Raw genomic sequence first — 26,841 nt, 5'->3', positions numbered from 1 at the left:
CCTCCGGCACTGCCCGGTACTCGTAGGTATCACCCTCCCGCCGAAAGCGACAGATCATTTCCAACCCGATCGACTTCTGGTATCGCATGACCTTGAAGTTGACCACGATGGATGGCGTAGCCGAATGAGCATCAGAATTGCCCTCTGCTTCTTTGGCATCACGCGCTCCCTATCGCATACCTTGCCGTCGATCGAAGAGAACGTCCTTGACCCTGCGCGCGCGGCCGGTGAACTGAGGGTCTTTGCTCATTTTTTCAATCAACAGCATATTGCCAATCCCCGCAGCGGGGAAATTGGACAGCTTCGGCCGAATGAGCACGAGTTGCTACCGTGCGATTCCCTGCAGCTCGAACAACCAGATCATTGTCTCGAAGAACGCGGATTTGATCGGATCAAGAGCTATGGCGATGACCACTGGAAGGACGAATTTGCTTCGATCAGGAATTTGGTCCATCAGTTGCACTCACTGGACCGCGTCACTACTGCCGCCCTAGCCTTCGAGCCAGACATCTGCATCTTCTGTCGCCCTGACCTTCGTTACCACGACAGCCTCGCCGGCGAAATTGCTGAGGCGCTACGAACGCGGAGGCCCCAAGTCAGCCTGCCTCGCTGGCAATCATGGCGGGGGCAAAACGATCGCTTCGCAATCTGTACAGGAGAAAAGGCAACCTCGGCCTATGGTCGACGTATAGGCATGGTCCAAGCCTATTGCGAATGGGCGGGAGGCCCCTTGCACGCTGAAGGCTTGGTGCATTTCACCCTGCGACGCAGCGGGATCAAGATCAGGCGCAACGACCTGCGCGCAAGCCGGATCCGGCACAATGGGATCATGGTCGCTGAGAATTTCGATGAGATGCCCCGCAAACCGGAAATCCAGTATCGCCTGCGGAAAAGTCTAGCTTACCAAGTCCGTCGCTCCGGCTTTGAAGATATCGCCCGCACTATTACCAATCATCTACGGAGCAACTCCGAATAAAGCCCCACCATCCGCTCCGCCTTTCGCGGCCAGAGGCCCTCGGCCTCCACTTTGGCGCGGGCTGCCTGGCTCATCCGGGATCGACGCTCCGGGTCATCGGCGAGGGTCGTGACGCTTTGTGCGATGTCGCGCGACAAGGCCTCTGGCGTTGAGAGCGGAAGGCGGATTCCGCAGTCGTCGTCCAGGATGAAGTCGGGCCCGCCATAGGCCACCGAAATCACCGGCAAACCGGCCCGCAGCGCTTCGTACAGCACGCCGCCCGCGGGCTCCCGGAACGAGGGGAACACGAAAACATCGGCCTCATCATAGAGGCGGTCCACCTCGTCGCGCGGCACCCGGCCCAGAAATGTGATCCGGTCCGCCACACCGAGGCGGTCTGCTTCGGCCCGGGCCAGCGCGATCTCTTCGCCGGCTCCGGCGGAGGTGAGGGTGATGTCGGGACGGTCATGCAGGTGGGCCATGGCGCGCACGACATCGCGCAACCCCTTTGTCCGCACGCCGCGCCCGACGTGCAAAAGCCGCAGAGCTGCGCCCGTCGCGGGCGCTTTTGGCGGAGCCAAACCGTCGATTCCAAGTTCGAGAACCGGCTCGAACCGCCTGAGCGGCACCGGCGCGAGAATATCCTTCATGTAAGGTGCGACGCCAAGCACGAGATCGGCCTCGGCATAGCTGCGACGCAGCCACGGATCGCGCCGCAAGCGCATCTGGTCGAAAGCACGCAGCCGGGTGAACCACTGCGCGGTGCCCGTCTCGGCCACGAAACCCTGCGGGGTCGGAAGCCCGCCACCCAGCGGCCCGATGACATAGGGAATGCCGTGGTCGCGCAGGGGGGTGGGGTATCGCGCGGCCTGCGGCATGAGCTGATGCAGGACGTCGAAAGACCGCCCCTCTGCGATCCGATCGCGCAGCCAGCGGTTCACGTTTCGGTGGAGCAGGGGCCACGCGGGCTTGAGCATCGCATTGAGACGCTCGGCGCGCCGCGGCAGACGCGGCTCCGGCCAGGTCACCACTTCGGCGCCGGGAAGCTGCTCGGCCAATGCGGGCCGACCGGCCCGCTGCAGTGCCAGCACCGTCAGCTCGACACGCGTCGACAGGGCCTCGGCCCATTTGAATGCCACATAGGCCTCGCCGACATCGGTTCCGTCGAAGCCCGGCGACAGCAGAACGACCTTCATCGGGCGGTCTCGGGCCAGATGTCGCGGCTGCTTGCCAGCACGGCACGGAAGTAGCGCCCCTTTTCGCGAATTCGTGGCGAGCGCGACACCAACGAGGCGAGGCTCCAACTGACGGCGCGCGAGGCGTTGAACAGGAGCATCAGCAGATAGGCCGCGATCGCCGAAGCTCGACCCCGATGCTTGAGGTGAAGCCGGACCAACGCGCCCGCGAGCAGCACGTTGCGCCTATGGCTCAGCCGCTTTTGCGAACCGCCTTCGAGATGAGTGATCGCGCCGACCGGCGACAGGAACAGCTTCCAGCCCGCCGCGCGGATGCGGCAACTCCAGTCGACCTCCTCCCCGAAGAAATAGAAGGCTTCGTCGAAGCGCCCGACCTGCTCGATGACCGTCCGGCGCACCAGAAAGAAACAGCCCGAGACCGTCTCGACCTCGCGCTCGTCGTCGCGCTGCCAGTGGCGCAGTTGGTAACGTCCGAAAAACCGCGGACGACGCAGCCGCGACAGGCCGAAGACGTCGAGCGAGAGGTTGAGCAGCGAAGGAAACATCGAACAGACCCGTTGGCCCGTGCCATCCTCGTTGAGCACCCGACAGCTCATCGCGCCGACATCCGGGTGACGCCGCAGCCAGTCGACGCTGTCGGGCAAAACCGTGCCATGCACCAGCGTGTCGGAGTTCAACAACAATACGAAGTCCCCGCGCGCTTGCGCCATCGCCTGATTGTTCGCGGCTGCAAAGCCGCGGTTCTCGTCATTGCGGATCAACTCGACCTGCGGAAACTCGCGCGCGATCATCTCGGCCGACCCATCGTCGCTGGCATTGTCGACGACGATCACCTCGGAGCTCATCCCCTCCAGCCCCTGCATGACGGTGACGAGACAGTCCCGCGTCAGCTGCAAGGTGTTCCAGTTGACGATGATGATCGACAGATCGGTGCCTGCATCGGCATCCATGGCAGGCGCGGTCATCCGAACATCTTTCTGAGCTTCTTGGTGACGAGATGCGGCTGACGCAGGGCGCGCAGGACGAGACCCGTGCGATCGCGGTAATCACCATAGCGGCTGATCGGAAGATCCAGAAGCTCGGGCCATCCTTGTCGAACCACCGCCTGGATCATCCGGTTCGACCGGTCCTGCATGCGCCGCCAGTCCGGCGGCAAGGACAGCATCGCCACGAAGCTGCGCCGCGAGATCAGCGGATGCAGGCGCAGCGGCGTGACCGAGGCATAGCTCGGGGCGAAGCCCCAGCATCCCATGCGCAGTTCCAGATAAGCAAGGTCAAGCTGCAGCAGCGTCGGCAGGTGGCGAACGCCGTCCAGCCAGCGCGCAACATGTGGTAGCATCTCAGGCTGTGGCGGCAGGCCCATGCGGGCCCAAAGCCCGTCCGGATCGAGCGGCGTGCCGTCGTCATCGGTGGCGCGCCAGAAAAAGCCGCGGCCGATCTCGCCACCGAGCCCCCCTATGAAGAATTCGCGGTCGCGCAGCGCATGGGTGGTCGGATGCGTGCGCATATGGGGCCCACCAAAGGTGTAACCCGTCCGCGCATGCCAGTCCTGCGCCACCGCGCCGTCCGCTTCGCGCAGCGGAATGATTCGATGCTCCAGATCGAACCGCGATGCCAGCTCTTCGGCCCGGATGCGATCAAGCTCGACCCCCTCGGCCCGCACGGTGACGAATGTGAACGCGTCGCGCATCTCGCGCCCGGCTGCGACCAGCATCCGCGTCTCGTTGCCGGCCGTGAGCGACACATAAGCGGGTCCTTGGGCCGCGGCGGCCGACATGGTGCGCCGCATCTCCGACAGGATCGTGCTGCACGCCGCCTCGGGCGCCGGCGCGCGCGCAATCGGTTCGCAAGGCCAGTGGCGCCGCGTCTCGAAGCTGTCGAGATCGAGGTAATGGTTGGGCATGAGGCGCCAGATGCCCTCATGCGCGGTCAGCCCGGCAGGAAACCATCCGTCGCGCGCAATATGCAGCTCGTCATACATGCGCGCGCGAAAACGCGTCTGCGCCTCGTCGGGGTCGAGAAGCTGCAGACTGGTGGCTGCGGCACGACGGCGTTCGGGATCATAGACCGCGGACAAGGAGCCGCATGCATCGAGGTAGAGGCGACGGTGATCGCCGTCGTCCAGCACGAAGACGAAGCTCCCCGCAAGAGCGTAGATTTCGCTCTCGACCAACGCGTCGACATCCCCAGACCAGTGAAGGTCGAGCCTGTGCCGGTCGCGCAATATCTTCCCGTCCTCGGAGATCGGCACTCCGAGCAGCAGGCCGACGGGTCGTCCGGCGGCGTCTTCGACCGTGACGACAGGCAGCGGCGCCTGCACGGCGAGCGCGGTCCGGGTCAGACGATGCGTCGCGGTCTGCGACAGCGCGTCGGTATCGGCGCAGATCAGGAATTGGCCTTCGAAACTTTCGGGGTGTCGCAATTGCACGCCTGCTACTCCGTGTGTGACTCGCCGTTCAGACTGAAATGGACCAGTATCCGCGAAGGACTATGGCCGTGCCGTGGCAAGGACAAGAAGACAACATCTTGCGCAAGGTGTTTTACCGCGGGTCCGGGCGGTTCCACTGCTCCACCAGCCGGTCGGACCCACCCTGCAGGAGCAGCCGCGTCATGATCCGCATCCGGTAGAAACGGATCTGTGCAAGACAGGCGATCGCGTCGAGCCGCACGCGCGGGCCGTGGATCCGGTCCGATGCGAGCACGCGGGGGATCTCGGCCAACGGCGACACCCCCATCGCCAGCGTCTTGGCAACCCACCTGGCCCGCCCGCCGCGACGCAGCTTTGCACTTTCGAAATCATGCGCGGTATGTCGGTCCCACTTGGCGCATAATTCGGCAAAGTTGTCGCGGCCGGGATGAAACGCCTGCATCTCCGCGACATAGGTTATGACATAGCCAGCCCGCGTCGCGCGCTGGCCCCAATCGCGATCCTCGGCCACCCCTGCCCCGGCAAAGGGCCCGACCGCTTCGATTACACTACGCCGCGCCGCAAGATTGCCTGTCCCGGTAAAGCCCTGCTCGCGGATGTAGCGGTCCATCCGGTAGGCATAGACGCTCTCATAGGCTTCGATCCGGGTCGGCCGGTCTGGATCCACGAGCAAGATGCGTACGTCGCCACCGAGGATTTGCGCCTCGGGTTGCGCAAACCGCGCCCGGATCGCATCGAGCCATCCCTCGCCGGCGACACAATCGGCGTCGATGAAGGCCAGCAGATCGTGGCGCGCCGCTGCGACGCCGGTATTGCGCGCGGGCCCCGGCCCCGGTTGCGCTTCTTCGAGGAGTTGCACGCCGGGAAAGGCATCGCAGACCTCTCGCGGCAACTGACCCGACCCGTTGTCGACGACGATGATCTCGTCCCGCTCGGCAAGCTGCGGCACCAAGGCGCGCAGGCCGCGCTCCAGCGCTTCGGGCTGATTGAGGTGGGGAATGATGATGGATATTGGCATTGCCGCCGGGCGGTGAACATCATGTAACATGAGACAGAGAGTTCCATACACCCGCGCCCGGATACAAGGCTCATCCGCCGTGCTCCTGAACCGTGACAACCTATGGTCGGATACCGGTCGGAGGCAAGACGTCGCGGGACCGGGTCGACGTGCCTTTCTGGGCGGCGTGGCCCTTGCGGCCTTGGGCGCTCTGCCCGCAGCTTGGCCCGGTCCTGTATCCGCGCAGGGCCATCCGGCGCCGCGCAGCGTGACGCTCGACGGCACCTTGCGCCTGACAAGGATCGCGCCCTATCTGGCCATCGCCCATCTCCCCGATCCGCCCGAGCGCGAGCCGCAACCGATCATCGACCCCGAGCGCGACGACGCCGCGGCGCGCTACCTGCGCCGCCTGGCCGCCAATGGTCGTGCCGCGGGGCTCGATTCCGTCTATTACGACAATCGCGACGACGGGCATTCCGAACTGCCCCCTACCGCTTTCCCGCAGATCACGCGGATACGTTATGACGATGCATTGCGGGCAAAAGGGCTCGGCTATGGCCTTGCCGGGGCGCTGCTCTTCGACCGGATCGTGATCGGCAACTCATCGACGGCCTACACGAACGGGCCGGACGCAAGAAGCCTGCCGCGCCACGCCATGACACACCCCCCGGAACCGCAGCGCGCCTATGCGAGCTATGCGCTCAATCATATCTACGTCTACCCTGAGCACCGCGACCACGACGAGGCCGACCTGTTTCCGGCAAACTGGCCCTACATGCTCATCAGCCAGGGCTCATCCTACAGCGACCGCCCGTTCCTCGAAGCGATCGCGATGACGATCGCGGCGTTTCGCCCGGAGACCCTCGCGCGCCTCCGACAGGAACGGCTTCTCGCGCCGACGGTGCAGATGGTGTTCCGACGCGCGCAGTCGCAGGTTCGCAGCCGAAGGGACTATCTTTCCCAGACGGCTCACCCTGTCGTATTCGATACGGACGCAATACAGCCGGTGCGAATGATGGCCATGGCTCAATCGATCGCGCCAGAGGACATCCCCCCAATGGTGCGACTGAGGGTGGAAAGCGAGACGGGCAAACCGGCGCGGGATGAGGCGTTGCCTCTCGGTTATGGGTTCGACACACCCTCTTCGATTGCAAGGGCATGGGAAACGAGTGATGAACCCCGCACGATGATCCTGTCCTCGAGCGGGACATCGGACCCGAACCAACGCCCCCTGCAGTTCGAATGGCTGGTCATTGGAACCGACCAGGACAAGGTTCGCCTCGTTCCTCAGGGACCCAAGGGCGACAGGATGCAGGTCGTCTTTCGGCCGGGGGCGCTGCCGGGTCAGCGGATCGACATCGCGGTGTTCGCCGACAACGGTCGTCATCTCAGCGCGCCGGCGTTTTTCTCGGTGACACACAGCGGCCGCATTTAATTCGGTGCTCGGCTGCCTTGGGACGCCGCCACTCGCAATCAGATTCGGACCTACGCGGCGACAGCGATGCCTTCCGGGGGAAATTGATGCCAGAAGGTAAACAACCTCTGGGAAAAACGACCTTCGGGAGCGGCTACCCTCATGACGTTTTCGTGAAAGGGGCGAATTTGTGGCACCAAATCGACCTTTCTTGCACATCCCCTGTTTCAGATGGCCTGCAACATGCTATTCTCCTCACAAAGGAGTGCACGGCATAGTGCTAGCACGAGTGAAAGGTTTTGATATGAAGGCATCTTTTAAGATTCTCGTGACCGCTTCGGCTCTGGCCGTTGCTGCGGCAACGGGCGCCTCGGCCGCGCGTTTGGATTTCACCGATGCGAGCGTGTACGCTGGCGATGCGATGGGTACGATCGGCTCCGGTTCGAACGAGACCAAGTGGGAGCTCTCGGCGGAGGGCGGCACGCTGAACTACATGACTCCGGCCGATGGCACCTATGCCGGCGGTAGCGGTGGCGAGAGCCTCAAGCGGGACTATGACGGCGTCGGCGTCAGTGGTGCCAAGGCCGATGATGAAATTACCGACGCTCCTGGCGTGGACCAAAGTATCCTGCTGACGTTCAGCAAGTCGATCTTTTTGACCGCGGTGCATGTGCTTGACCTTTTCAAGTCCGCTGATACCGCAGATGGGCCCGGCGGGCAGGAGCATGCCTTTGTCTACGACCCGGACAATCTGATCCTCGAGATCGCTGCGGTCGAAGACCTCGGCGATAACCCGGACAATGGTGGCTATCAGACCGAAAAGCTTCTCCCTGCCGTCCAGGTGTCGAAGCTGAGGTTCAAGGCCGGTGGTACGTTCGACAATCCGACGGACACGCGGGACTATGCACTCGCAGCGATCGACTACTCGTTCGACAATCCCGATAGCGCCCCGAACCCGGTTCCGCTGCCGGCCGGTGGTCTGCTGCTGTTGGGCGCGCTCGGTGGTCTTGGCCTTGTGAAGCGTCGTCGCAAGACCGCCTGATCCGGTCCACCTGTTTGACCTCTGATATGAAAAGGGCCGCGAAAGCGGCCCTTTTTCTGTGTCAAGCAAAGGCTTGAAAGGGTTGGCATATCCCCTCTCATGCGACTTCAACCATAGTAGTTGTACCCGTATTCCTTGCCCATGTAGCGACACTTGTTGAGCACGACCCCGAGCACGTTGGTCCGCTCGCCCAACTCGCGCTCACAGTCGTCGAGCTCCTTGATCGTGGTGCTTTCGGCCGCCGCAACGAGCAGCACGCAATCGACACTGTCCGCGAAGCCGATCATGTCGTCACTGACCAGCATCGGCGGCATGTCGAAAATCAGCAGGCTCGGTGCGTAAGACGCTTCGATCTCTTCCAGGGCAGCTTTCATCGTGTCGCTTTGCAGCAGCTCGGATGGGTGTCGCGCAGGTGATGCGTTTGCACCCACGGCCAGGTTGGCCCCAATACGCCGCAGCTGCGACGCGATCGGTGCCTCGCCTTCAAGCACCTTCGAAAATTGCAAATCCGTTTTGGGCATGCCCAGCGTTGATGCGAGGTTGGGGCGGCGGAGGTCCATCTCGATGAGAATCGGCGCGTGTTCGAGCTGACGCGCAATACCGAATGCCAGATTGAGGCTTGTCGTGGTCTTGCCACATGAGCTGTTCGGAGAGGTAATGGCCAGCCGCTTCCAGCCGTTGTTCCGCATCAGCTGCAGCACCTTGGTGCGCAGCATGTCCAATGGTACGGACAGCTCACCGCGTTCCAGGGTGTGGATCCGGTTCTTGGCCAGGACCTTTGGATTGGGTTCAAAGGTCTGCAGCGCATTCCACCGGTCCTGAACCTCGTCAGGCCGCGCCAGTTTCTTCACCCGGGATCCGGCTGGCTTCCGGCTGGGGGCCCCAATGCGTTTCGATCGGGCGCGCTCCAGCGCGGATTGGATACGCTCCATCAGAGATCATCCTTCATGATATGGACCGGGCTCATGCGCCTGGTCCTCCGCTAAGCTTCACCAACAACCCGCTCAGGCCCGACCGTTCCACAAGCCGGTCCAGGATGAGATCAAGAGGCAGGTAATAGGTGTCGAGTGCCCAGATGGCAGCCGGAATACCGATGAGGAGCAAAAGCAGGATTCCGCCAATAAGCCCCCGACGAACGGCAGTCTCGCGGCGCGTCCGGACATAGGGCAGTGTTCCCAACGGGGTAATTCCGAGCTTGTTCGTGATCTCCACCGGGCGGCGAATAGAAGAGTTCAGGAGCTCGAGCAGCACGACCAAAGCAAGTCCAAGCGCGATACCGCCTCCGAGGCTCGCAGCGGCGATCATTGGCCGGTCGGGTCGCTCGGGGCGGCTCGCAACCCGGGCCTCTTCCAGCAAGGTGATGCGCTGTCCCTTGGAAAGCACCTCGATCCGCTCACCCGTACGCGCCTCGGAAAGACGGGTAATGGCCGCGTTATATTGCTGTTGGGTCGCCGAATAGCTGCGATTGAGTTCTTCGAGCGCAATGGAATTGCTGGGCGTGGATTCGATCGTTTCCTGGATCGAGCTCACCGCCTCCGCGTTGCGCTGAAGTTCCTCATCGATCCGCTCAAGCTGCGACGCGATATCGGCCATCTGGACTTCGTAAAGGCTCGGACCCTCGTCTTCCTGTACCGCCCCCTGATCGGAGGCGACACGCGACTCGAGCGCAGCAACCCGCGCCTGCAGCACCTTCACCTTCGGGTTCTGGCTCGAAAAAACCAGCAGCGCGCTGTCGAGCTCGGACTGAAGTTGCGCCAATTCGCGCTGCGCAGGGCTCTGGTTTTCGTTGACGGGGGCCACGCGTCCGGTGCGCTGGTAGAGATCCTCGAGACTGGCACGCCGCTCGACGAGTGAATTGCGATCGCGCTGAAGCTGCAAGGACCGCTCCTGAAGCGATGCCTGCTGGCTGCGAAGATATGTAAGGGATTCGGGAAGGGCGTTCTGGTTGGCCAGTTTGAACTCGAGGATCTCTTTGCTCTTGCGATCGATCTCGGCGCTCAACCGGTTCACCTCATCCTCGAAGAACTCCGAGGTCTGCGTTGCGCGACCGGCACGCATTTCCACCGACTGCGAAAGAACGCGGCTCACCAGGTCATTGGCGACTTCGGCGACCTTGCGAGGGTTGCTCCCCGAAAACTGGACGGTCAGCGTGTTGCTGCCGTTGCGGCCGAAGGACGGCTGGATCACGACCCTTTGGCGCATGTCACTGACGATCGCATCCGGATTGACGCCGTTGCGGTTGGGATAGATCTGCAGCTCGTCGGCAATTTCAAGCAGCGTGTTTCGGGTCATCAGCATCTGCTTGATGATCTGAGCCTGCTCTGCCGGGCCGGTCCGGACGGTCGAAGCCGCCAATTCGTTGGGGATTTGCGGCCCTTCGATCAGCAGCACCGCACGTGACACGAAGACCGGCGGCAACATCACCGCGATGCTGGTGCCGGCCGCAGAAACGATGATCGCCACCAGCAAGAAGTAGTGGATGCGGCGGAAGAAGATCGAGAGGTAGTACCGAAGGTCAAATTTCATATTACAGCATTTTCTAAGCGCAGCACGCCGGCGAAGAAGACGCCGTCCCGCAGAACATTTTCTATCGTCGTTCCATCAACCTCATCGAGATCGTCGCTGCTTGCGTAGATGAGGGCAAAGTCGGCAAGCTGGTTCACGAGGCGGGGAATGCCCTGGGTCGCGCCGAAGATGCGAGAGGTGGCCTCCGGAGTAAAGATCCTACGTTCGGCCCCTGCCCGCTCCATCCGGTGGTGAATATATTCGGTCACGGTCGCCTCGTCCATCGCCGAGAGGTGAAAGCTGGCAGCGATGCGCTGCGCGAACTGCGTCAGGTCGGGGCGACGGACCAATGTGCGCAATTCGGGCTGGCCCACGAGGATCAGCTGCAGGAGCTCGTCCTTGTTGGCATTGATGTTGGTGAACATGCGCAGCTCTTCGAGCGTCTCACGGTCGAGGTTCTGTGCTTCGTCGAAAATGAGCACGACCTTGCGGCCTTCCGCGTACTCTTCGATCAGAAAGGTCTGGAACTGCTTGAACAGATCGACATAGGACGATTCCGGCGTGGTCGTCTGATCCAGCGCCATCAGGACCCAGCGTAGCAGGTCGCCGCGTCCGCCATGTGCGTTGGCGATCAATCCGATTGTGATATCTTCGCCCACCTGCTTCAGAAGATGGTGCAGCAGCGTGGTCTTGCCGATCCCGACGTCGCCGGAGATCAAGGTGATCGGCGCACCGGTGTACAGACCGTACTCGAGCATGGTGTACGCGCGCCGGTGACCCGGGGACCAGAACAGGAAATCCGGATCCGGAACCAGCGAAAACGGCCTCTGATCGAGGCCGAATTTTTCCATGTAGATTTTGGCAACCTCGGACATGGCGCTCCTGACCTCAACGACTCCTGCAGAGAGCCCCATTCACACAAACCGGACGCCCGATGCGACCGTCTACCGCCCCCGAGAGCGGGTCCGTGCCACGGTGTTTCGCACCTGCCGCAAGATTTCAAGTCAACAAGGCGCTGGTAGGATACCTTGGTGACAATATGCTGTCCCCCTCGCCACGTAAACACGTGGCCCCACTGACGCCGCCATCGGAACAATCCCTAGGATTCACTGGGTTTTGTGCATCTAATTGGGCCAGAAATGTGGCGAGACTTGGTTGCCACCATGGCGCACGTGGGCTAAGTATGCCGTACTAGATGTTGGTCGTTATCGGCGCACCAGAAGAGACCCGGCTTTTTGACGGTCAAGTGGTCCGGTGAAGCGAGTGTATTAGGTGGGCCACCAGGCTCAGGCATGTGAGAGTTTTGCAAATGACAGTCCATTTTCCTGAACTATCCCGTCCGGACCTCGGCACCACGACCAAGCGCAGCAAGTTCTACTCTCAATATACCAAGCGTTTACTCGACCTGACACTGGTTCTGCTCAGCCTGCCTGCGGTGCTTCCCGTGGTGCTGTTGCTGGCCTTTGCGGTCTTCCTTCAGGATGGGGGCAAGCCCTTCTATCGCCAGCGTCGTGTCGGTCGCGGGGGTCGGATCTTCACGATGTGGAAGCTTCGCAGCATGGTGCGCGACGCCGAGGCGCGTCTGCAAGCGCATCTGACGGAAAATCAGGCAAGCCGCGAAGAATGGAACAGCAAGCAAAAGCTCTCCAACGACCCGCGCATCACCCCGATTGGCCGGGTATTGCGCTCCAGCTCGCTCGACGAACTGCCGCAGCTGCTGAACGTGTTGACCGGCGATATGTCCCTCGTGGGTCCCCGGCCGATGCTGCCCGAACAAAAGACGCTTTATAGCGGAGAGGCCTACTACACGCTGCGCCCCGGCATCACCGGCAGCTGGCAAATTTCCGAGCGCAATGCTTCGTCCTTTTCGAGCCGCGCGGTTTTCGACAATGATTACGCCGCACGACTGTCGCTGACGACCGACATCGCGATCCTCGGTGCGACCTGTAGCGTGGTGCTGAAAAGAACGGGCTGCTGACCCCGCACCATTGACCCTCGCATCGATCGAGAGCCTGTGGCATTGATTGCGCAAACTGCATTCATTCGTAGCCCGGACTGAAACATCATGCGCATCTCTGCTTCCCTGAGAAAACCGATGCTGGCCTTTGCCCTGTTGGCGGCCCTCGGTGCCTGCGAAAGTTCGGAAGAGCGCGCGGCGCGACACTACGCCTCCGGGGTCGAGCTTGCCGAGGCAGGCGATCCCAGCCGCGCGATGGTCGAATTGCGCAACGTGTTCAAGCTCGACCCGGATCACGAGGAGGCGCGGCTGCTCTACGCCCGGCTGCTGAACCAGACATCCGCTCGTGGCGATGCCTACAAGCAGTATCTGCGGCTGGTGCAGCAATTCCCGAACAATATCGAAGCCCTGAGCGAATTCAGCGCGCTGGCCGTCGCCAATACCGATTGGCCGAACGCCCGCAAATACCTGCCGCGCGCTTTGGAGGCCGCCCCCGACGACCTGACCCTGATGGGGCTCAAATCAGCTGTCGACTATCAGCGGGGCATCGAGGATGACGACGCCGATCTGCGGGCCGAAGCCCTGAAACAGGCCGAAATCGTTCTGGCCCGGGACGACACGCAGATCCCGCCACTTCAGGTGCGGATCGATGCGTTGCTGCGTGCAGAAGATGAGGTAGCGGCACTGCGTGAGGTCGAACGCGCAATCACCCTGCAGCCCGATGATCTCAGCTACCATGAGCTGAAGCTGACATTGCTCGACGCGATGGGGCGATCGGACGACATCGGCGCCCACCTCGAAGAGATCTTCCGTCAATTTCCCGAGAACGAGCGCATTCGCGAGCGTCTCATCCGCTGGTATCTGGAAGCTGGAAAGCTCGACGAGGCCGAGGCATTCCTGCGTGGTGAGGCCGAACGCGCGGACCCGGCCGACCGCGATGGGGCGCTGGCCACGGTTGTCGAGTTCCTGCGCGTGACGCAGGGGCCCGACGCCGCCATGACCGAGGTCGACAAGCTGATCGAAGCTGGCGAGAATCAGGCCCTCTTCGGCAGCCTGCGCGCCGGTCTTATGCTCCAGGACGGACGCACCGACGAAGCGGTGGCCCTGCTGCGCGAAATCATCGACACCGCTGAACCTTCCCCGCAGACGGACAGGATCCGGATCACCTTGGCACGGGTGCTCGAAAGCCAAGGCGACCGCGTGGGCGCGCGTGCGCTGATCGAAGAGGTGCTGACACAGGATCCGTCGAACGTCGGGGCGCTGAAGATGCGCGCCGGTTGGCTGATCGAGACCGACAAGACCGGCGAGGCCATCGCCGCGCTGCGCGTCGCGCTCGATCAGGAACCGCGAGACGTCGAAACGCTCGCGCTCCTGGCCGATGCCCACGAGCGCGAGGGCAACTATCAACTCGCGGGGGAACGCCTGTCGCTTGCGGTGGAATCGTCGAATTACACCCCCGAGACGGCAATCGATTATGCCCGCTTTCTGGTTCAGCGCAATCAACCCGATCAGGCCGAGCAGGTGCTCGCTGCGTCGCTGCGGCGGAACCCGGGCGCCCATCCGCTGTTGATCGAAATGGGCCAGCTCTTCCTGCGCGAACAGGATTGGCGCCGTGTCGAAGAGATCGCGGCGCGCCTCGCCCAGTTCCAGAACCCGGAGGCGCAGCAGACCGCCCTTGGGCTGCGCACCGCCGCGCTGCAAGGTCAGAACCGGCTGGACGAGACCAACGCCTATCTGCAAGAGATGCTCGACACAGGCGCGGCCGGACCTCAGGCCGCTGCGCTGGTGATCCAGAACATGCTGCGCGAGAACAAGGTCGACGAGGCGAAGGCCTATCTCGAGACGCAGCTCGAACGGGAGCCCGAGAGCCTGGAATACCGGTTCCTGCAAGCCGGGCTCGACCTCGCCACGGGGAATGACGCCGCCGCGATCGCTACCTATCGCGAACTGATCGAGGCGTCTCCGAAGACGCCCCGCTTCCACCGGGCCCTTGCGCTGGCCTTGCTCGGTCAGGGAAAAGATGACGAGGCGGACGTCGTGATCGCTGCGGGGATCGAGGCCACCGGTGAGCCCAGCCTGCGACTGATGCAGGCCAATCGCGCCGAAGCGCGCGGCGATCTTGCCGGAGCCATCGAGATCTACGAAGAGCTCTACGCCGAGGACAGCTCGAACCTGCTCGTGGCCAACAACCTCGCCAGCCTGCTCTCCACGACGGATGAAAGCCCGGAGGCTCTCGAGCGCGCACAGGTCATCGCCCGCCGCCTGCGCGATACCGAGATTCCGCCTCTGCAAGACACCTATGGCTGGATCGCGTTGCGTCGCGGAGATGTCGAAGAGGCCCTGGCTTACCTCGAACCCGCCGCCGCCGGCATGCCCGACCACCCCGAAACGCAGCTTCACCTCGGCCTCGCCTATATCGAAGCCGGAAGGCGGGACGAAGCGCGCGAGGTGCTGGAGCGCGCCCACGAACTGGCTCCCGCAGATAGCACGGTCGCAAAGGCTGTGGAGGAGGCGCGTGAGCGGCTCGAGACCTCCGGCTCGCCCGCGCCTTCCGCTCCCTCGGAGAATGCGCCTTCGGATGACACTTCGGCACAATGAGAGATCACGGAGCACCTGTTGTAGCGCTGCGACACGGCCGGCTGTCCAACCCCTCCGGCCAAGGCTGTCCTGTGCGCTGACCCATTTATCGCTTAGTCAGAACCAAAGGGGGTGTTAAACCCTGCCAGTTGAAGCTTGAGGTCGAGTCATGAGAATCCTATTCGCGGTCGCCGCATTGCTGCTGACCACCATCAGCGCTTCAGCGCAGAACTATCAGCTCAAGCCGGGCGATACTGTCACCATCGAAGTGCTCGAAGATCCTTCGATCAACCGGCAGACCTTCGTTCTGCCCGATGGGACGATCAACGTCCCGCTCGCAGGCACGATACGGGCCGCCGGGCGGTCGCTCAGCCAGATCGAGCGAAACATTTCGACCGCGCTGGCGCCGAACTTTGCCGTGCCGCCAACGGTCTTTGTCGGCGTCGCCGCACTTGCCACGCCCGAAGAGGAGCCCCCCCTGCCCGAACGGGTAGACCCGGTCATCACCGCCTTCGTGACCGGCGAGATCGGCAACCCCGGCGTTCGGTCGATGCCCGAAGGCACCAAGCTGCTGCAGTTCCTGGCCCTAGCGGGTGATTTCGGTCCCTTCGCCGCCACCAAGCGTCTGCAGCTGCGCCGCACCAACCCCGATGGCACCACGCAGATCATTCTGATCGACTACGACGCCCTGCTGCGCGGCGCGGCGCTGTTAAGCAACTTCACCATCCTCGACGGTGACGTGCTTGTCGTGCCGCAGCGCCGCTTGTTCGAATGACGCGGTGCTGCGCCGGAGGTCGATCCAGATGAAATCCCGCGTTGCTGGCCTTCTTGCCCTTTCGGTCCTGCCGCTTGCCGTGGTGGGCCCCCTGCTCGCCCAGGAACAGGAGTTGCCGCGGTCGCTGCGCTTCTCGCTCGGGCAAACCCTCAGCTACGGCGACACCTCCGGCACCACTGATGAGTCGATCCTGCTGTCGACCACCAGCTTGGGGTTCAAGACAAGCCTCAAGACGGCGATCACCGACCTGAGCTTCGACACGGGCACGGCGCTTCGCATTGCGGGCGACGGCTCCGGCGGAGCCGAGAGCGAGTTCGATCAGCCACGCCTGCAATTGCGATACGCGCGCCGGGCCGCCGATGCCGACATCGCCGTCGCGGCCAGCTTCCGGCGCGACGACATAACCTATCTGCGGCTGCTCGACATATTCGTCGATGAAGAGGGCAACCTGCTCCTGCCCGACGACATCTTCCAGCTTCAGGGCAGCGGCGAGCGACGCGATTACAGCGCCTCGGTGCAGGTCAACGCGCGCAAGCAAGCCCCGCTGACGCTATCGTTCGGGCTCGACCTCTCGGGACGAGACTATGTGGGCGTCGACACGGACGCGCTGTTCGATTCGCGCACGATTGGCGCGAATCTGGGTGTGGGGCTGCGGTTCTCGCCCGTCATGCAAGGCAATCTCGCGGCCTCGGCTTCGCTCTACGAAGCCGAGGATATCGAAGAGACCGAGCGGCTGCGGCAATCGTTGAGCTTTGGCCTCACCCGCAAGCTGCGAGAGGATCTGAGTCTGGGGGCGTCCATCGGCGTTTCGAGCACCGAGACCGAAACCATCGCGGGCACCGAGCGCATCGAAGGTTTGACCGGCAGCCTCGATCTTGGCATCGACAGGCCCAATGGCGCGATCTCCGCGTCGATCGCGGCAGACACCACGTTGAGTGGCACCCGCGTCAACGCGCAGATCGGACGCAGCCTTTCGCTTGCGAACGGCGGTAGCCTCAATGCCACGATCGGCGTGACCCGCCCCGAGGACACCGGCGAGATCGACACGGTCGCGACGCTCGGGCTCAATCGTCCGCTCGGGACTGGCCAACTCGGGCTTACCTACTCGCGCAGCGCCACGCTAATCGGCGTCGATCAGGAAGAGAGGCTCGTGAACCAGCTATCGGCAAGCTACGCGCGGCCCCTGACCGAAACGCTGTCGATCGGCCTGAACGGCGCCTATGTGGACTCGGACGGCGATTCGCGGTCCAGCCTCTCGACAAGCGTGAACTATGCGCTGACCGAGAAGCTGGCGGTGAACACCGGATACCGCTTCGACAGCCGCGCCAGCGATGGCGCCGACAATGACGACAGCAGCATCTTCATCAGCCTGGGGCGAGCCTTCGACCTGCCATTCTGAATGCGGCTCGTGAGACAGGTCAGAAACCAGCTGCGCTCGCTGCGTCGGCTGTTATGATACGGCCGATGCCAGTGATGACAGTGTTTCGCCCGAGGATCCTTCCATGACAGACGCCAGTACCGCCCCGACCCTTTCCGCAAGTCGCGGCAAGGGCTTTGGCTTCGTCTGGTTCCTGTTGCTGGTGGCCGGGGCCGTTCCGGTGTTCTGGCTCGGGCTGGAGTCTCTGGCCTATGCCTGGAGCACGCCGGAATACAGCCATGGACCTCTGATCCCGATCATCTCGCTCTATCTCTTCTTGCGAGAGTTGCGAGATACGCCGCATCAGACGGATAGCTCCATGAACCGCTGGCCCGGTATCGTGGTCGTGGCGTTCGGCCTGATGATCGGCATTTTCGGCAACCTCGCGCGGATCCCCGACATCATCACCTACGGCTTCATCATCTGGACCGGCGGCGTGGTTCTGACCTGCATGGGTTGGAGTCGTGGCCGACGCCACCAGCTGCCGGTGCTGCACCTTGTCTTCATGCTGCCGCTGCCGCAGATCATCTACTGGAAGATGAACATTTTCCTGCAGGGGGTCAGCTCCGAGCTGGGCGTATGGTTCGTGGCCCTCGCCGGCGTGCCGGTCTATCTCGAAGGCAACATCATCGATCTCGGCGTCTACAAGCTACAGGTGGCCGAGGCCTGTTCGGGCTTGCGTTATCTCTTCCCGATCCTGAGCTTTTCCTACCTTTTCGCGATCCTCTACCGCGGTCCGCTGTGGCACAAAGCGCTCTTGTTGATCGCGGCCGCGCCGCTCACCGTGCTGATGAACTCCTTCCGGATCGGCGTCGTCGGCGTGCTCGTGAACCGCTACGGCATCGAACAGGCCGAAGGGTTCATGCATTTCTTCGAAGGCTGGGTGATCTTCCTCGGCTGCGTCGGGATCCTGTTCCTGCTGGCTGTGGTGCTACAGCGCACGCAGCGCAATCCCCTGCCCCTCACCGAGGCGATCGATCTGGACATCAACGGTCTCGGCCCGATGCTCGCGCGCCTGCCTAACCTGCGTTCGGGTCTCGGCCTGATGGCCGCCGCCTTGCTGTGCATCACCGTCGGCTTCACCTTCATTCTGGCACCGCGCCCCGAAGCGGTGATGGTGCCGCGCGACAACTTCGACCTGTTCCCGCGTACCATCGGCGACTGGAGCGGCGCGCATACCCCGCTCGACCCCGCCGTCGAGCAGGTGCTCGGTGCCGACGACTACGCCAACATCAGCTATTACGACCCCGACGCGCCGGAATACGTGCACTTCTTCAGCGCTTTCTACGATGACCAGACGCATGGCGAGGGGATCCATTCGCCCGAGGTCTGCCTGCCCGTGGGCGGTTGGGAGGTCTACAGCTTTGACAAACACGAGGTCGCCTTCCCCGACACCACCTATGGGACCTTCGAGCTGAACCGCGCGATCATCCAGAAGGGCCTGTCGAAACAGCTGGTGTACTACTGGTTCGAGCAGCGCGGAGAGCGCATGACGAACGATGTCTACGCCAAGGCCATGGTGCTTTATGACGGGCTGGTGCGCCAGCGCACCGACGGCGCGCTGGTACGGTTCGTTACGCCGATTGGCGAAGAGGAGAGCGAAGCCGATGCCGATGCTCGCCTGCGCGGCATCATGCAAGACGTCCTGCCCAAACTGCCTCGTTTCGTACCGGAGTGATCTCAGGCGAGATCGATGCCACGCGTCGCGAGACGGGTCTTGCTCCGGTCGTAGATCGCCTCGATCTCGTTCAGGGTCTTGGCCGAGTGCCAGACGGCCATTTCGGCGAAATCGACCGCGCCGGTAAAGGCCGCGGAATCGAAGTGCACGTCGCCGAGCGCCACCGCGCGGGGCGAGACCGGCCCGCGAGACGTCGTGCCCGTATTGACCCGGTTGACCGCTCCGCCTTCGAAATAGACCCGCGTGCCCGCCGGATCCAGCGACACTGCGATGAACAGCCACGCATTGGCCGGTGCATTCGCGTCGAGCGAGACATTGCCCGCCCCCCCATGATTGTTCACGGAAAGGCTGGCTGAGGCAAAGTAAGGGCTCGCTCCCGACGGCGACGGGCTCGACCCCGGGTTCAACGTGCCGCCGAGGATGGCGTTGACGTCGCCGGGCTTGCGCACCACGAACACCATGGTGATCGCCGCATTGTCCGAAACCGACGACAGCAGGCCATTCCCCTGCCCCGAGATCGTCAGGAAACTCGAACCCCGCTGCGGCAGCGCGCCATTGGCAGTAAGCACCTGACCCGTCAGCATATCGGCATCATTGACGTTGTCGGCCCCGAAAAGCCAATGGCCCCGGGCATCCGCTTCGGCCGCCTCTGGCGCAGCCGCGGTCGGTGTTGCGCTCTCGATCCCGCTGACCGGACCCGGTCCAACCGCGTTCACCGCGGTGACCCGGTAGCCGTAGCGCGTTCCGTTGACGAGGCCCGTATGGACCCGGCCCGCCTCGGGGCCCTCCCCCTCCGACAGCACCGACCATGTTTCGCCCCCATCCGTCGTCACCTCGACGAGGTAATCCGTGATCGCGCTGCGGTTCATGGGCGGTTGCGACCAGTTCAGTGCAATCTGCCCGTCGCCGGGTGTCAGGCGCAGATCGGTCACCTGACCCGGCGCCGCAGCGACATTGATCGCCGCCACGCCAAGCGCCTGGGCATATCGTGCGCCCAGAAGCCGCAAGGACGCCGCGTCGAAATGCACCCCGCCGACCTGGTCCGGGGCCGTCGCCGAGGTCTCGACATAGGCCGCATGGGCCACGCGGTCCGGCGTGGCTTCGAGCTGCGCCTGCACCTGCTGTCGAAGCGCATCCTCGGCGACCCATTCCGGAACCATCCCGCCGAGCAAGAAGGGAGTCGTCGGCCCGGCCGCGGCAATGTCGCGCCGAAGACCGGCGATCAGCGCATCGAGCTTGCCTGCATGCGCATCGGCCGAGGTCGCACTCCCGGTCTCGGCCTCGCCCTGATGCCACAGGATGCCAGCGAACACGGCATGGGGCGCAAGCGTCATGGCCCGGTTCGCCCTCGAGACCGCATCGACGTAGAGATCGTCGCCGGGATTCCAGCGGTCATCGACAAAACCGGTCCCACCCCGCGCGGCAGGAACCAGCAGCAGGTCGACGTCCGGGCGATCCGCGAGATAATCGAGCGCGAACTGCAGACTCCAGCCATAATGCCCCGGCTTGGTGCGGAAATGGTGATGCAACGGGCGCGAGGGCGCGACGATCCGGGCTTCTCCCACGGCGACGAGGTTCGCAGCCGGCTGCTGGTCGACCGGATCGAGCGGTGACCAGCGCTGCAGCTGGAACGCCGCCTCGGGCCAATCCGGCCCCTCGTCCCAGGCACCCAGGTCCGTCGCGTTCGACTGACCCGCAATGAGGAAGACGTGAGTCGCGCGCGGCAGGTTCAGGCTGCCTGCGACCACGCTCGGCCCGAGCCCCAGCCCGGTCGTGAGCCGCATCAGCCGAGCCCCACGAGACCGGTGGCCGTGGTGCCGGTGGCCCAGACCCGACGGACCCGAACCGGAAAGGCGCATCCGGCGGCGACATACAGCGTCGCGACGTCACCCGCGACCGAGGTGACCCTCACCGCGCCGCCCTGTGCGGCATTGAGCGCGCGCGTCGCCTGCGGCAGATCGGCCGCGTCATCGGGTTGGATCTGGAACAGGCGGGTGGGCGGGCTTTCCAGCCCCGACTGGTGCTTATCGAACGGATCGTGCATTCTGACCTCCTTGCCAACACCGCCCCAAGATGCGGCATCGGGATGAGGTTTCTGTTGCAGCACCGTGCGCCGCCCCGCCCTGCCGTCACACGGTTGCGCAGGATGCCTTGCCAGATCGGTTTCACGCTTTTCGTGCTCTGCCTGCCAATCGCGGTGGTGGAACTCGTCTTGCAGCTGGCCGATGCCCAGCTGATCGGGAGCCCGCAGTGGCGGCCCCTCACTTACAGCTATGCGGCGCTTTGGCGGGGCCTGCTGGGCAACTGGCAGCCGAACTTTCCCGGCCAGGCCCTGACGATGTTCTTCAGCTACGCGCTGGTTCACACCGGCCTGCCGCACCTCTTGGGGAACATTGCCGGCCTGCTGATCTTCGCTCCTCGAAGCGGCCACCACGCCGGTCGGGCAGGTCTTCTCGTCATCACCGGGGTCTCGTCCCTGACCGGGGCGCTCGGCTTTGTTCTTTTGTCGGGGAGCGTGCGCCCGATGATCGGCGCCTCGGGGGCGGTTTACGGACTGGCCGCCGCTTGGGTCTATTGGGAGCGCACCTCACGAAGGGGCGCGGCTTTGTTGTTCGCCGCGCTGCTGGCGCTCAATCTGCTACAGTGGTGGCTGATCGGCGGCGAACTTGCCTGGGAGGCGCATGTCGGAGGCATGGTTGGCGGCTGGTTCGGCGCGAAGTGGCTCGACAGGCGACGCGGTCAACGCAATCGAAGGTAGGCTCGCAGCAACAACTTGTTGGCCCGCATCCGCATGCGTTTGCGCAAGCTCAGGTTGGGTTTCTTCTGCCCCATGATGCGCGCTCCGCTGGGGCAGTACTCCAGGAAATCCGCAAGATGCGTCGCATACATCACCGCAACGTTGTGCGCACCAAAGCTGCGGTGCAAAAACCAGCGTTCGGAGCCGAAGCGGCTGCTCTCGCGGTGAGAAGCGACCCTCGCTCCGATCAACTCAAGGTGGAACGCGAAATACTTGTCCTCCGAGGCTGGCCATTGCGCAGGAGAAAAGGTCTCCAAGCATCTGATCGCGGCCCTCGGGTCCCGCAAGCTCAAGCCGCCATTGCCACCGGCAAACGATATCTGTGCCGTGCGTTCGGCCCGCCACATGGAGCCGATATAATCAAAATGCATGAAATCTTTAAGCGTGTAATCGCTGTTGCGGCAAAAGACGCAATCGGTCTGGAATACGAGGACCTTGTCGATTTTCTCGAACAACGCCCAGAAAGCCGGTGTCAGGAATAGACCGTTGTATACATGCCGATCGAACCGCAGGTCGGGAAGCACATCAAGGCGGACTTTGCCTTCTTCGATCAGTCGCCCAATCCTGCTTTTCAGAATGAAATCATGGTTGGAAGCTCCACAAATGAGCCGCACCGGCACATCCAGCATCTCGCAGGCTTCCTGAACCACGATCTCGAGGTTCGGGTGCTTGCGAGTCTCCACAATCAGGCCGACCACTTCGTTCTCCGGCTCGGCCGGGGCCTTGGCCATCGCCTCGACGATTCGAGCCGACGCGGCAAAATCCGGCGCAAGGATCTCACTGCGATTCTGGCTATATTTCTTGTAGAAGCTTGCCAGCCCGTCACGGATCGCCTCGCCACCAGCATCGGTCGTATCAAGCAGGCTCCGCGCCGTGGACTTTCCAGGCACATCCTTGTGAAAAACACTGATCATGAAAGTCCCCGAAGCAAAAACCGACGGCCCAGTTTAATGCAAACGTGAGCTGTCAAGCAGTTGATCAAGGATAGGTTTAGAAAACCTTAAGGGATTTTGTGTAGTTTCAAGGCATCTATGCGGTGTTCGATGACGGCAAGTTGCTGGTCATAACGCTCCTCGCCGACCGAACCGAAACGTGCGGCGAACTCCGCAGCCGGAAGGCGCCCGGGCAGGTCGTCGATCATCACGATGAAGTCGTCCTCTCCGCCCAAGGCCGCGATGAGTTGCGCCCAGCCGGCGGTCGGTGTCGCGATCACCCGCTGCGAGAAACGGATGCCCGAATTGTTGGCGGCGATGTCCGTGAAATCGAAACCGTTGGCCTCTTCGACGGAATCGAAGAGTTCCTTGAACTCACCGATCGACACGGACACGCCTCTGTTGCTCGCCGCTTGCAGCGCGGCCGCCGTCACGAAATGCCGGCGCGTATCGGTGCGCCCCCGCAGCGTGATGCCGTCGCAACTGCGGGCCCAGTCCCGCCCTTGCGCCTCGGCCGGGTCGACCAGCCCCCCGGAAAAGAGGGAAAGGTCATTCGCGCCGCAAGCCTTCGCCAAGGCAAAGATGGCCGAGGTGTATCCGTCCGCCAAAGTCGCCCCGGTGGTGTCTCGCCTAGCGCGATCCAGTGCGAACTTCAGATAGGGGGTGAAGCTTCCGCTGGTGGGTAGCACGCCCGTTTCGATCGCATCTCGAATCGCCACGTAATCACGGGCAATCCGACGGGGGTCCGGCATGCCGCTCCCTCGCAGGGCGGCCAGTGCCTGACCCGTGATCTTGCCGCGCCCCTCGCTGTCGAGCTTGAGCTCGGCGAGGATCGTGTCATCCGAAATGGACAGGCCCTGCACCGCGTCGAAGGCCCGTCTGCTGGCGTCTGTCCCGAGTACGGCGCGCGCGCCGGTCTGCAGCAGAGCCAAACCGAAGCTTTCTGGCAAGTGGATCCGCCCGATTTGCAAAGCCGCGATCTTCGGTGCCCCCTCGAAGGGCGGCACCTCGGCGCGCAGGTTGATCCAGAGCCGCTCTTGCGTACCCGGCACCGGGATGGCCCCGTCGAGCACGAGATCGCCGTTCAGGATCTCAGCCTGGCCTCGAAAGCCCGGCACGATCTGCCCACCCATCCGCAGACTGCCTCGCAGCGCCTCGATCGGCACCTCCAGCGTGCCGCCGCCGGTCTCGTTGCTCAGGCGGCGCAGTTGATGGAGCAGGCCACGAGCCAGCGTCACGTCCTGCCCCGACGGTGCAGCATTCGGCGCGGCTCTTGGGCTCCTCGAAACGCCCAAGGCGACGACCGCGATCATCATCACCACACCAATCGTCAAAAGCAGGCGCAATATCAGACGCACGGCGAATATCCCTGAGTTCGCCTCGGCTCTATCCCGCCACCTTCCTCACTGCAATGAGGCCATCGCGGTGGCGTGATAACCCATGCCGATCAAGGCGTCTCGCAGGTTCGCCCCAAACCGCTCCGCGCCCGCCGGGGCGAGATGATCCGCGTTGAAATACAAGAACCCCGCAGGACCATAAGCGCCGCAATCCTGTCCTTCGGGGCAAAACAGCGCCCAACTGTCGAGGACGGCCCAACTCTCCCCCATCTCCAGGGTCTGCATCCGTTCGGCAAACCGTAGCGCAGGTCCGAAGTCAGGCGTCATCCCGGCAAGCCCCTCCGCCTGGCGCATCACTCTGATCCTCTCATAATGGGTAAACTCCGGCAAAGGAGAGAACAGCAGAACCCGGGCCCCACGGTGGCTCCAAAATTCGATCACGCGACGCAGAGACCCGGCTTCGAGCTCGTCACGCGAATAGCGGTTGGCCAACAGGATCCAGTCCCCGGGGCGAACCTCGTCCAGAAAGAGCTTCAGCAAAGGGTCGCAGTGTGGCCCGCCCCGGCCCTCGAGAAGAGGGCACCCCATGCCCCCCACCTGCAGAGGATTCAGCCCGGCACCGCGCAATGCCATCGCCACATCGGCCGCGTGGCTGTCACCATAGACCGCAAGTCGCGGCAAGTCGGCCTCTTGCCGCTCGGGACGGCAATCCCATTCGCTGACGAACAGATCGAGCGTCGCATAAGGCGGCTGCCGATTGTAGTGACATCGACCGGCGCGGATCGCTTCGAAGCGCCCCTCGGCATGGAATTCCTCGAAGCCGTCCGGCAGGCGAGAGGGGAAACCACCGGTCAGATGGCCGAGTGTTCCCAAGGCGATCATCGTGGCCAGTACACCGCCACTTGCGGCAAAAAGCGCGCGACGCGTTGGCAGTGCACGCGGGCGCGCTCCTCGGAACGGGGCTTCCACGAAGAGCCATGTCGGGTAGGCGAGCGCCAGCGAAAGCGCCGCCATCCCCGCCATCAGCCCCGGCCCTTGCGGGATCCACCATTGCAGCCGGGCAAAGGCCATGAGCGGCTGATGCCACAGGTAGGCCGAATAGCTGATCAGGCCGATCAGCACCAAGGGGCGCAGGGACAGCAACTTCGCCACGATGGTCCCGGTCACCGCGAAACGCAGGATCAGAACGGTCCCTCCGACGGGAACGAGCGCATGGATCGACGGAAACGGCGTGGTGGAATCATAGGCCAGCATCGCCCCGAGAACGAGGCCGATACCGATCAGCGCCGCGATGCCATCCCATCTGCTTCGCATCGGGGGCATGAGAGCGCACAAAGCCCCGGCAAGAAGCTCCCAGCCCCGGCTGGGCAGCAGGTAGAAGTTGGCGTCCGGGTAATGCCGCGCGCCCCATTCGCTCAGCAGCAGGCTGGCCAGCGCCGCCACGGCGAGGATGGGGCGGATCCATGATCGCCCGCCATGGCGCCATACCACCATGAGCAAAAGGGGAAACAGGACATAGAACTGCTCCTCGACCCCGAGGCTCCAGGTATGCAGCAGGGGCTTCTCCTCTGCCGCGGGGCCAAAATAGTCGCTCTCTCGCCAGAACAGGATGTTTGAGGCAAAGAGCCCGGTTGCCAGCAGGCTGCGCGCGAACCCCGCGAGCTGTTCGGGAATCATCAAGGCCCAGGCAAGGGGAAGGCAGACCACGAGCACGAGACAGAGCGCGGGCAGAAGCCGCCGCGCGCGTCGCTCATAGAACTGTACGATCGAGAACCGGTCCTGCTCCAGATCTTCGACGATTAGCCCCGTGATCAGATAGCCTGACAAGACGAAGAACACATCGACCCCGACAAAGCCCCCAGAGAACGGGCCGAGGGCCGCGTGGTAGGCGATGACCGGCAGGACGGCCAGCGCCCGAAGGCCGTCGATCTCGGTGCGGTAAGCCGATTGCAATGTCGATACCCCAATATTGGCCTAGCGAATCCCAAAGGTTCGACTCGAGGTTGTGGGGGTAGTGCGAACGATCCGTTAACGAAGCCGGGGCGAGGTCTGAATCTACAGCATTTTATGTGACGACGAGCGAGGTTCTGCTCAGTCGCTAGCTCTCGTGTGGGCAAAGTCCAGCACATGAAGCAAACATGGGAAAACAGAACGGGCAGTGACTCAGGAGATATCCCAAAAAGACGCGCCGCAGCCTTGGCCGCGGCATGAAAAACCATGTTCACAATCGACCTTCGGGCGGTCAGGCGCGGCCTAAGATCCTCCATAGTCTGAATTGGATCAGCGGGAAAGCGCCACAATCCAGTCTCACAAAATCCGAAGTTGAATACGAAAAAAGCGTTGTGCGGGCAGAAGACCCGCCGACGAAAAGGGACAGTTATGTCAACCATAATGAAACTCGCAGCCGGCCACGCGGCGGCGCTGCTTCTGGCGTCCGGCACCGCCGGACTTGCCGGTGGCGCGCAACCGCAAACCAATTCGGACATCGACCTGATTTGTCGGAGCGTCCACCCCGATTTCTGTCCTGCCCTCGTCGAGGCCATCGAGAATATTGCCGATGGTCGCACGCTCCGTCTGCGAGAAGACGGCCCGGCTTCAGAAGAAGCAGACCTCACTCTTCGTTTTGTCGAAGAGCACGCCACCGACAGCGCAATCGCAGGGCACCTCGTTTGGGAGACGGCCGAAGGCCGCACCGGACGCGGCGAGAGCCTCGAGCTGACAGTCATGGACGCGCGGCTCAACGCGCGCCTGCTGTCCGACTACGCCCTCACACTTCTGAAGGCCTCCAGCCTCCCGCTCCCGCGCCGCTGACTCCTTCCGCCCACTCACGGAGA

The 26,841-nt window shown here is 63.2% G+C and carries 22 protein-coding genes; 10 read left to right on the top strand and 12 right to left on the bottom strand.

The features are described 5' to 3' along the window. The first annotated feature begins 124 nt into the window (after nucleotides 1-124). Nucleotides 125-976 (top strand): hypothetical protein, encoded by an 852-nt coding sequence (locus NHG85_RS07640; RefSeq protein WP_253331264.1) that lies wholly within the window; start codon nucleotides 125-127, stop codon nucleotides 974-976. On the opposite strand, the gene NHG85_RS07635 is transcribed toward NHG85_RS07640, so the two are convergent. From NHG85_RS07635 to NHG85_RS07620, 4 genes are all read right to left on the bottom strand, one after another. After that, a complete protein-coding gene (locus NHG85_RS07635) occupies nucleotides 952-2,151 on the bottom strand; it encodes a glycosyltransferase family 4 protein (protein ID WP_253331262.1) in 1,200 nt (399 codons plus the stop codon). The two genes, NHG85_RS07640 and NHG85_RS07635, sit on opposite strands and share 25 nt — an antisense overlap. Beyond that, a complete protein-coding gene (locus tag NHG85_RS07630) occupies nucleotides 2,148-3,116 on the bottom strand; it encodes a glycosyltransferase family 2 protein (protein WP_253331260.1) in 969 nt (322 codons plus the stop codon). The genes NHG85_RS07635 and NHG85_RS07630 overlap by 4 nt, the downstream gene beginning before the upstream one ends. Then, complete coding sequence (locus NHG85_RS07625) at nucleotides 3,113-4,579, bottom strand: hypothetical protein (RefSeq protein WP_253331258.1); 1,467 nt, start codon at nucleotides 4,577-4,579, stop codon at nucleotides 3,113-3,115. Before NHG85_RS07625 ends, NHG85_RS07630 begins: the two co-directional genes overlap by 4 nt. A gap of 112 nt (nucleotides 4,580-4,691) precedes the next feature. Beyond that, nucleotides 4,692-5,597, bottom strand: coding sequence for a glycosyltransferase family 2 protein (locus tag NHG85_RS07620; protein WP_253331256.1), 906 nt, complete (start codon nucleotides 5,595-5,597; stop codon nucleotides 4,692-4,694). A 247-nt stretch (nucleotides 5,598-5,844) separates the two neighbouring features. On the opposite strand from NHG85_RS07620, the gene NHG85_RS07615 reads away from it, so the two are divergent. Next, entirely contained in the window at nucleotides 5,845-7,011 is a 1,167-nt protein-coding gene (locus NHG85_RS07615) for a hypothetical protein (RefSeq protein ID WP_253331254.1), read from the top strand. Nucleotides 7,012-7,294: 283 nt separating this feature from the next. Further along, nucleotides 7,295-8,032: a VPLPA-CTERM sorting domain-containing protein gene (locus tag NHG85_RS07610; RefSeq protein WP_253331252.1), complete on the top strand. Its 738-nt coding sequence runs from the start codon at nucleotides 7,295-7,297 to the stop codon at nucleotides 8,030-8,032. A 107-nt stretch (nucleotides 8,033-8,139) separates the two neighbouring features. Here NHG85_RS07610 and NHG85_RS07605 read toward each other — a convergent pair whose 3' ends face one another. Genes NHG85_RS07605 through NHG85_RS07595 form a run of 3 tightly spaced genes read right to left on the bottom strand, consistent with a single transcriptional unit; the run spans nucleotide 8,140 to nucleotide 11,412 of the window. After that, on the bottom strand, nucleotides 8,140-8,964 hold the full coding sequence (locus NHG85_RS07605; RefSeq protein WP_253331250.1) for a CpsD/CapB family tyrosine-protein kinase: 825 nt from the start codon (nucleotides 8,962-8,964) through the stop codon (nucleotides 8,140-8,142). A gap of 31 nt (nucleotides 8,965-8,995) precedes the next feature. After that, a complete protein-coding gene (locus NHG85_RS07600) occupies nucleotides 8,996-10,558 on the bottom strand; it encodes a GumC family protein (RefSeq protein WP_253331248.1) in 1,563 nt (520 codons plus the stop codon). Next, complete coding sequence (locus NHG85_RS07595; protein ID WP_253331246.1) at nucleotides 10,555-11,412, bottom strand: ExeA family protein; 858 nt, start codon at nucleotides 11,410-11,412, stop codon at nucleotides 10,555-10,557. The genes NHG85_RS07600 and NHG85_RS07595 overlap by 4 nt, the downstream gene beginning before the upstream one ends. A 434-nt stretch (nucleotides 11,413-11,846) precedes the next feature. Here NHG85_RS07595 and NHG85_RS07590 point away from each other — a divergent pair, with 434 nt between their 5' ends. From NHG85_RS07590 to xrtD, 5 genes are all read left to right on the top strand, one after another. After that, nucleotides 11,847-12,515 carry a sugar transferase gene (locus NHG85_RS07590; protein ID WP_253331244.1) on the top strand — a complete coding sequence of 223 codons (669 nt, stop codon included), beginning with the start codon at nucleotides 11,847-11,849 and terminating at the stop codon, nucleotides 12,513-12,515. Between the two features lie 117 nt (nucleotides 12,516-12,632). Beyond that, the gene (locus NHG85_RS07585; protein WP_253331242.1) at nucleotides 12,633-15,092 is read left to right on the top strand and encodes a tetratricopeptide repeat protein; all 2,460 of its coding nucleotides are present in this window, start codon (nucleotides 12,633-12,635) and stop codon (nucleotides 15,090-15,092) included. Between the two features lie 175 nt (nucleotides 15,093-15,267). After that, a complete protein-coding gene (locus NHG85_RS07580) occupies nucleotides 15,268-15,846 on the top strand; it encodes a polysaccharide biosynthesis/export family protein (RefSeq protein WP_253331240.1) in 579 nt (192 codons plus the stop codon). A 28-nt stretch (nucleotides 15,847-15,874) separates the two neighbouring features. Further along, the gene (locus tag NHG85_RS07575) at nucleotides 15,875-17,245 is read left to right on the top strand and encodes a porin family protein (RefSeq protein ID WP_253331238.1); all 1,371 of its coding nucleotides are present in this window, start codon (nucleotides 15,875-15,877) and stop codon (nucleotides 17,243-17,245) included. A gap of 103 nt (nucleotides 17,246-17,348) precedes the next feature. Continuing rightward, a complete protein-coding gene (gene xrtD, locus NHG85_RS07570) occupies nucleotides 17,349-18,941 on the top strand; it encodes a VPLPA-CTERM-specific exosortase XrtD (protein ID WP_253331235.1) in 1,593 nt (530 codons plus the stop codon). A gap of 2 nt (nucleotides 18,942-18,943) precedes the next feature. On the opposite strand, the gene NHG85_RS07565 is transcribed toward xrtD, so the two are convergent. Both NHG85_RS07565 and NHG85_RS07560 read right to left on the bottom strand, forming a co-directional pair. Next, on the bottom strand, nucleotides 18,944-20,725 hold the full coding sequence (locus NHG85_RS07565) for a sialate O-acetylesterase (protein WP_253331233.1): 1,782 nt from the start codon (nucleotides 20,723-20,725) through the stop codon (nucleotides 18,944-18,946). Next, nucleotides 20,725-20,985: a spike base protein, RCAP_Rcc01079 family gene (locus NHG85_RS07560; protein ID WP_253331231.1), complete on the bottom strand. Its 261-nt coding sequence runs from the start codon at nucleotides 20,983-20,985 to the stop codon at nucleotides 20,725-20,727. The genes NHG85_RS07565 and NHG85_RS07560 overlap by 1 nt, the downstream gene beginning before the upstream one ends. A 102-nt stretch (nucleotides 20,986-21,087) precedes the next feature. Here NHG85_RS07560 and NHG85_RS07555 point away from each other — a divergent pair, with 102 nt between their 5' ends. After that, nucleotides 21,088-21,699 carry a rhomboid family intramembrane serine protease gene (locus NHG85_RS07555; protein WP_253331229.1) on the top strand — a complete coding sequence of 204 codons (612 nt, stop codon included), beginning with the start codon at nucleotides 21,088-21,090 and terminating at the stop codon, nucleotides 21,697-21,699. Here the strand turns inward: NHG85_RS07555 and NHG85_RS07550 are convergent. The 3 genes from NHG85_RS07550 to NHG85_RS07540 all read right to left on the bottom strand — a co-directional run bounded on the left by NHG85_RS07550 (nucleotide 21,681) and on the right by NHG85_RS07540 (nucleotide 25,960). After that, nucleotides 21,681-22,652, bottom strand: a complete 972-nt coding sequence (locus NHG85_RS07550) for a DUF5672 family protein (RefSeq protein WP_253331228.1) — start codon at nucleotides 22,650-22,652, stop codon at nucleotides 21,681-21,683. The two genes, NHG85_RS07555 and NHG85_RS07550, sit on opposite strands and share 19 nt — an antisense overlap. A gap of 86 nt (nucleotides 22,653-22,738) precedes the next feature. Next, entirely contained in the window at nucleotides 22,739-24,028 is a 1,290-nt protein-coding gene (locus NHG85_RS07545) for a YfiM family lipoprotein (protein ID WP_253331226.1), read from the bottom strand. Nucleotides 24,029-24,073: 45 nt separating this feature from the next. Beyond that, on the bottom strand, nucleotides 24,074-25,960 hold the full coding sequence (locus NHG85_RS07540; RefSeq protein WP_253331224.1) for an acyltransferase family protein: 1,887 nt from the start codon (nucleotides 25,958-25,960) through the stop codon (nucleotides 24,074-24,076). A 438-nt stretch (nucleotides 25,961-26,398) separates the two neighbouring features. Between NHG85_RS07540 and NHG85_RS07535 the strand changes: the two genes are divergently transcribed. Next, nucleotides 26,399-26,818 (top strand): hypothetical protein, encoded by a 420-nt coding sequence (locus tag NHG85_RS07535; RefSeq protein ID WP_253331222.1) that lies wholly within the window; start codon nucleotides 26,399-26,401, stop codon nucleotides 26,816-26,818. Nucleotides 26,819-26,841 lie beyond the last annotated feature (23 nt).

The organism is Limimaricola litoreus (genome assembly GCF_024159025.1).
GTDB classification, from domain to species: Bacteria; Pseudomonadota; Alphaproteobacteria; order Rhodobacterales; family Rhodobacteraceae; genus Limimaricola; species Limimaricola litoreus.
This window is presented reverse-complemented; position numbering and strand designations above follow the sequence as displayed.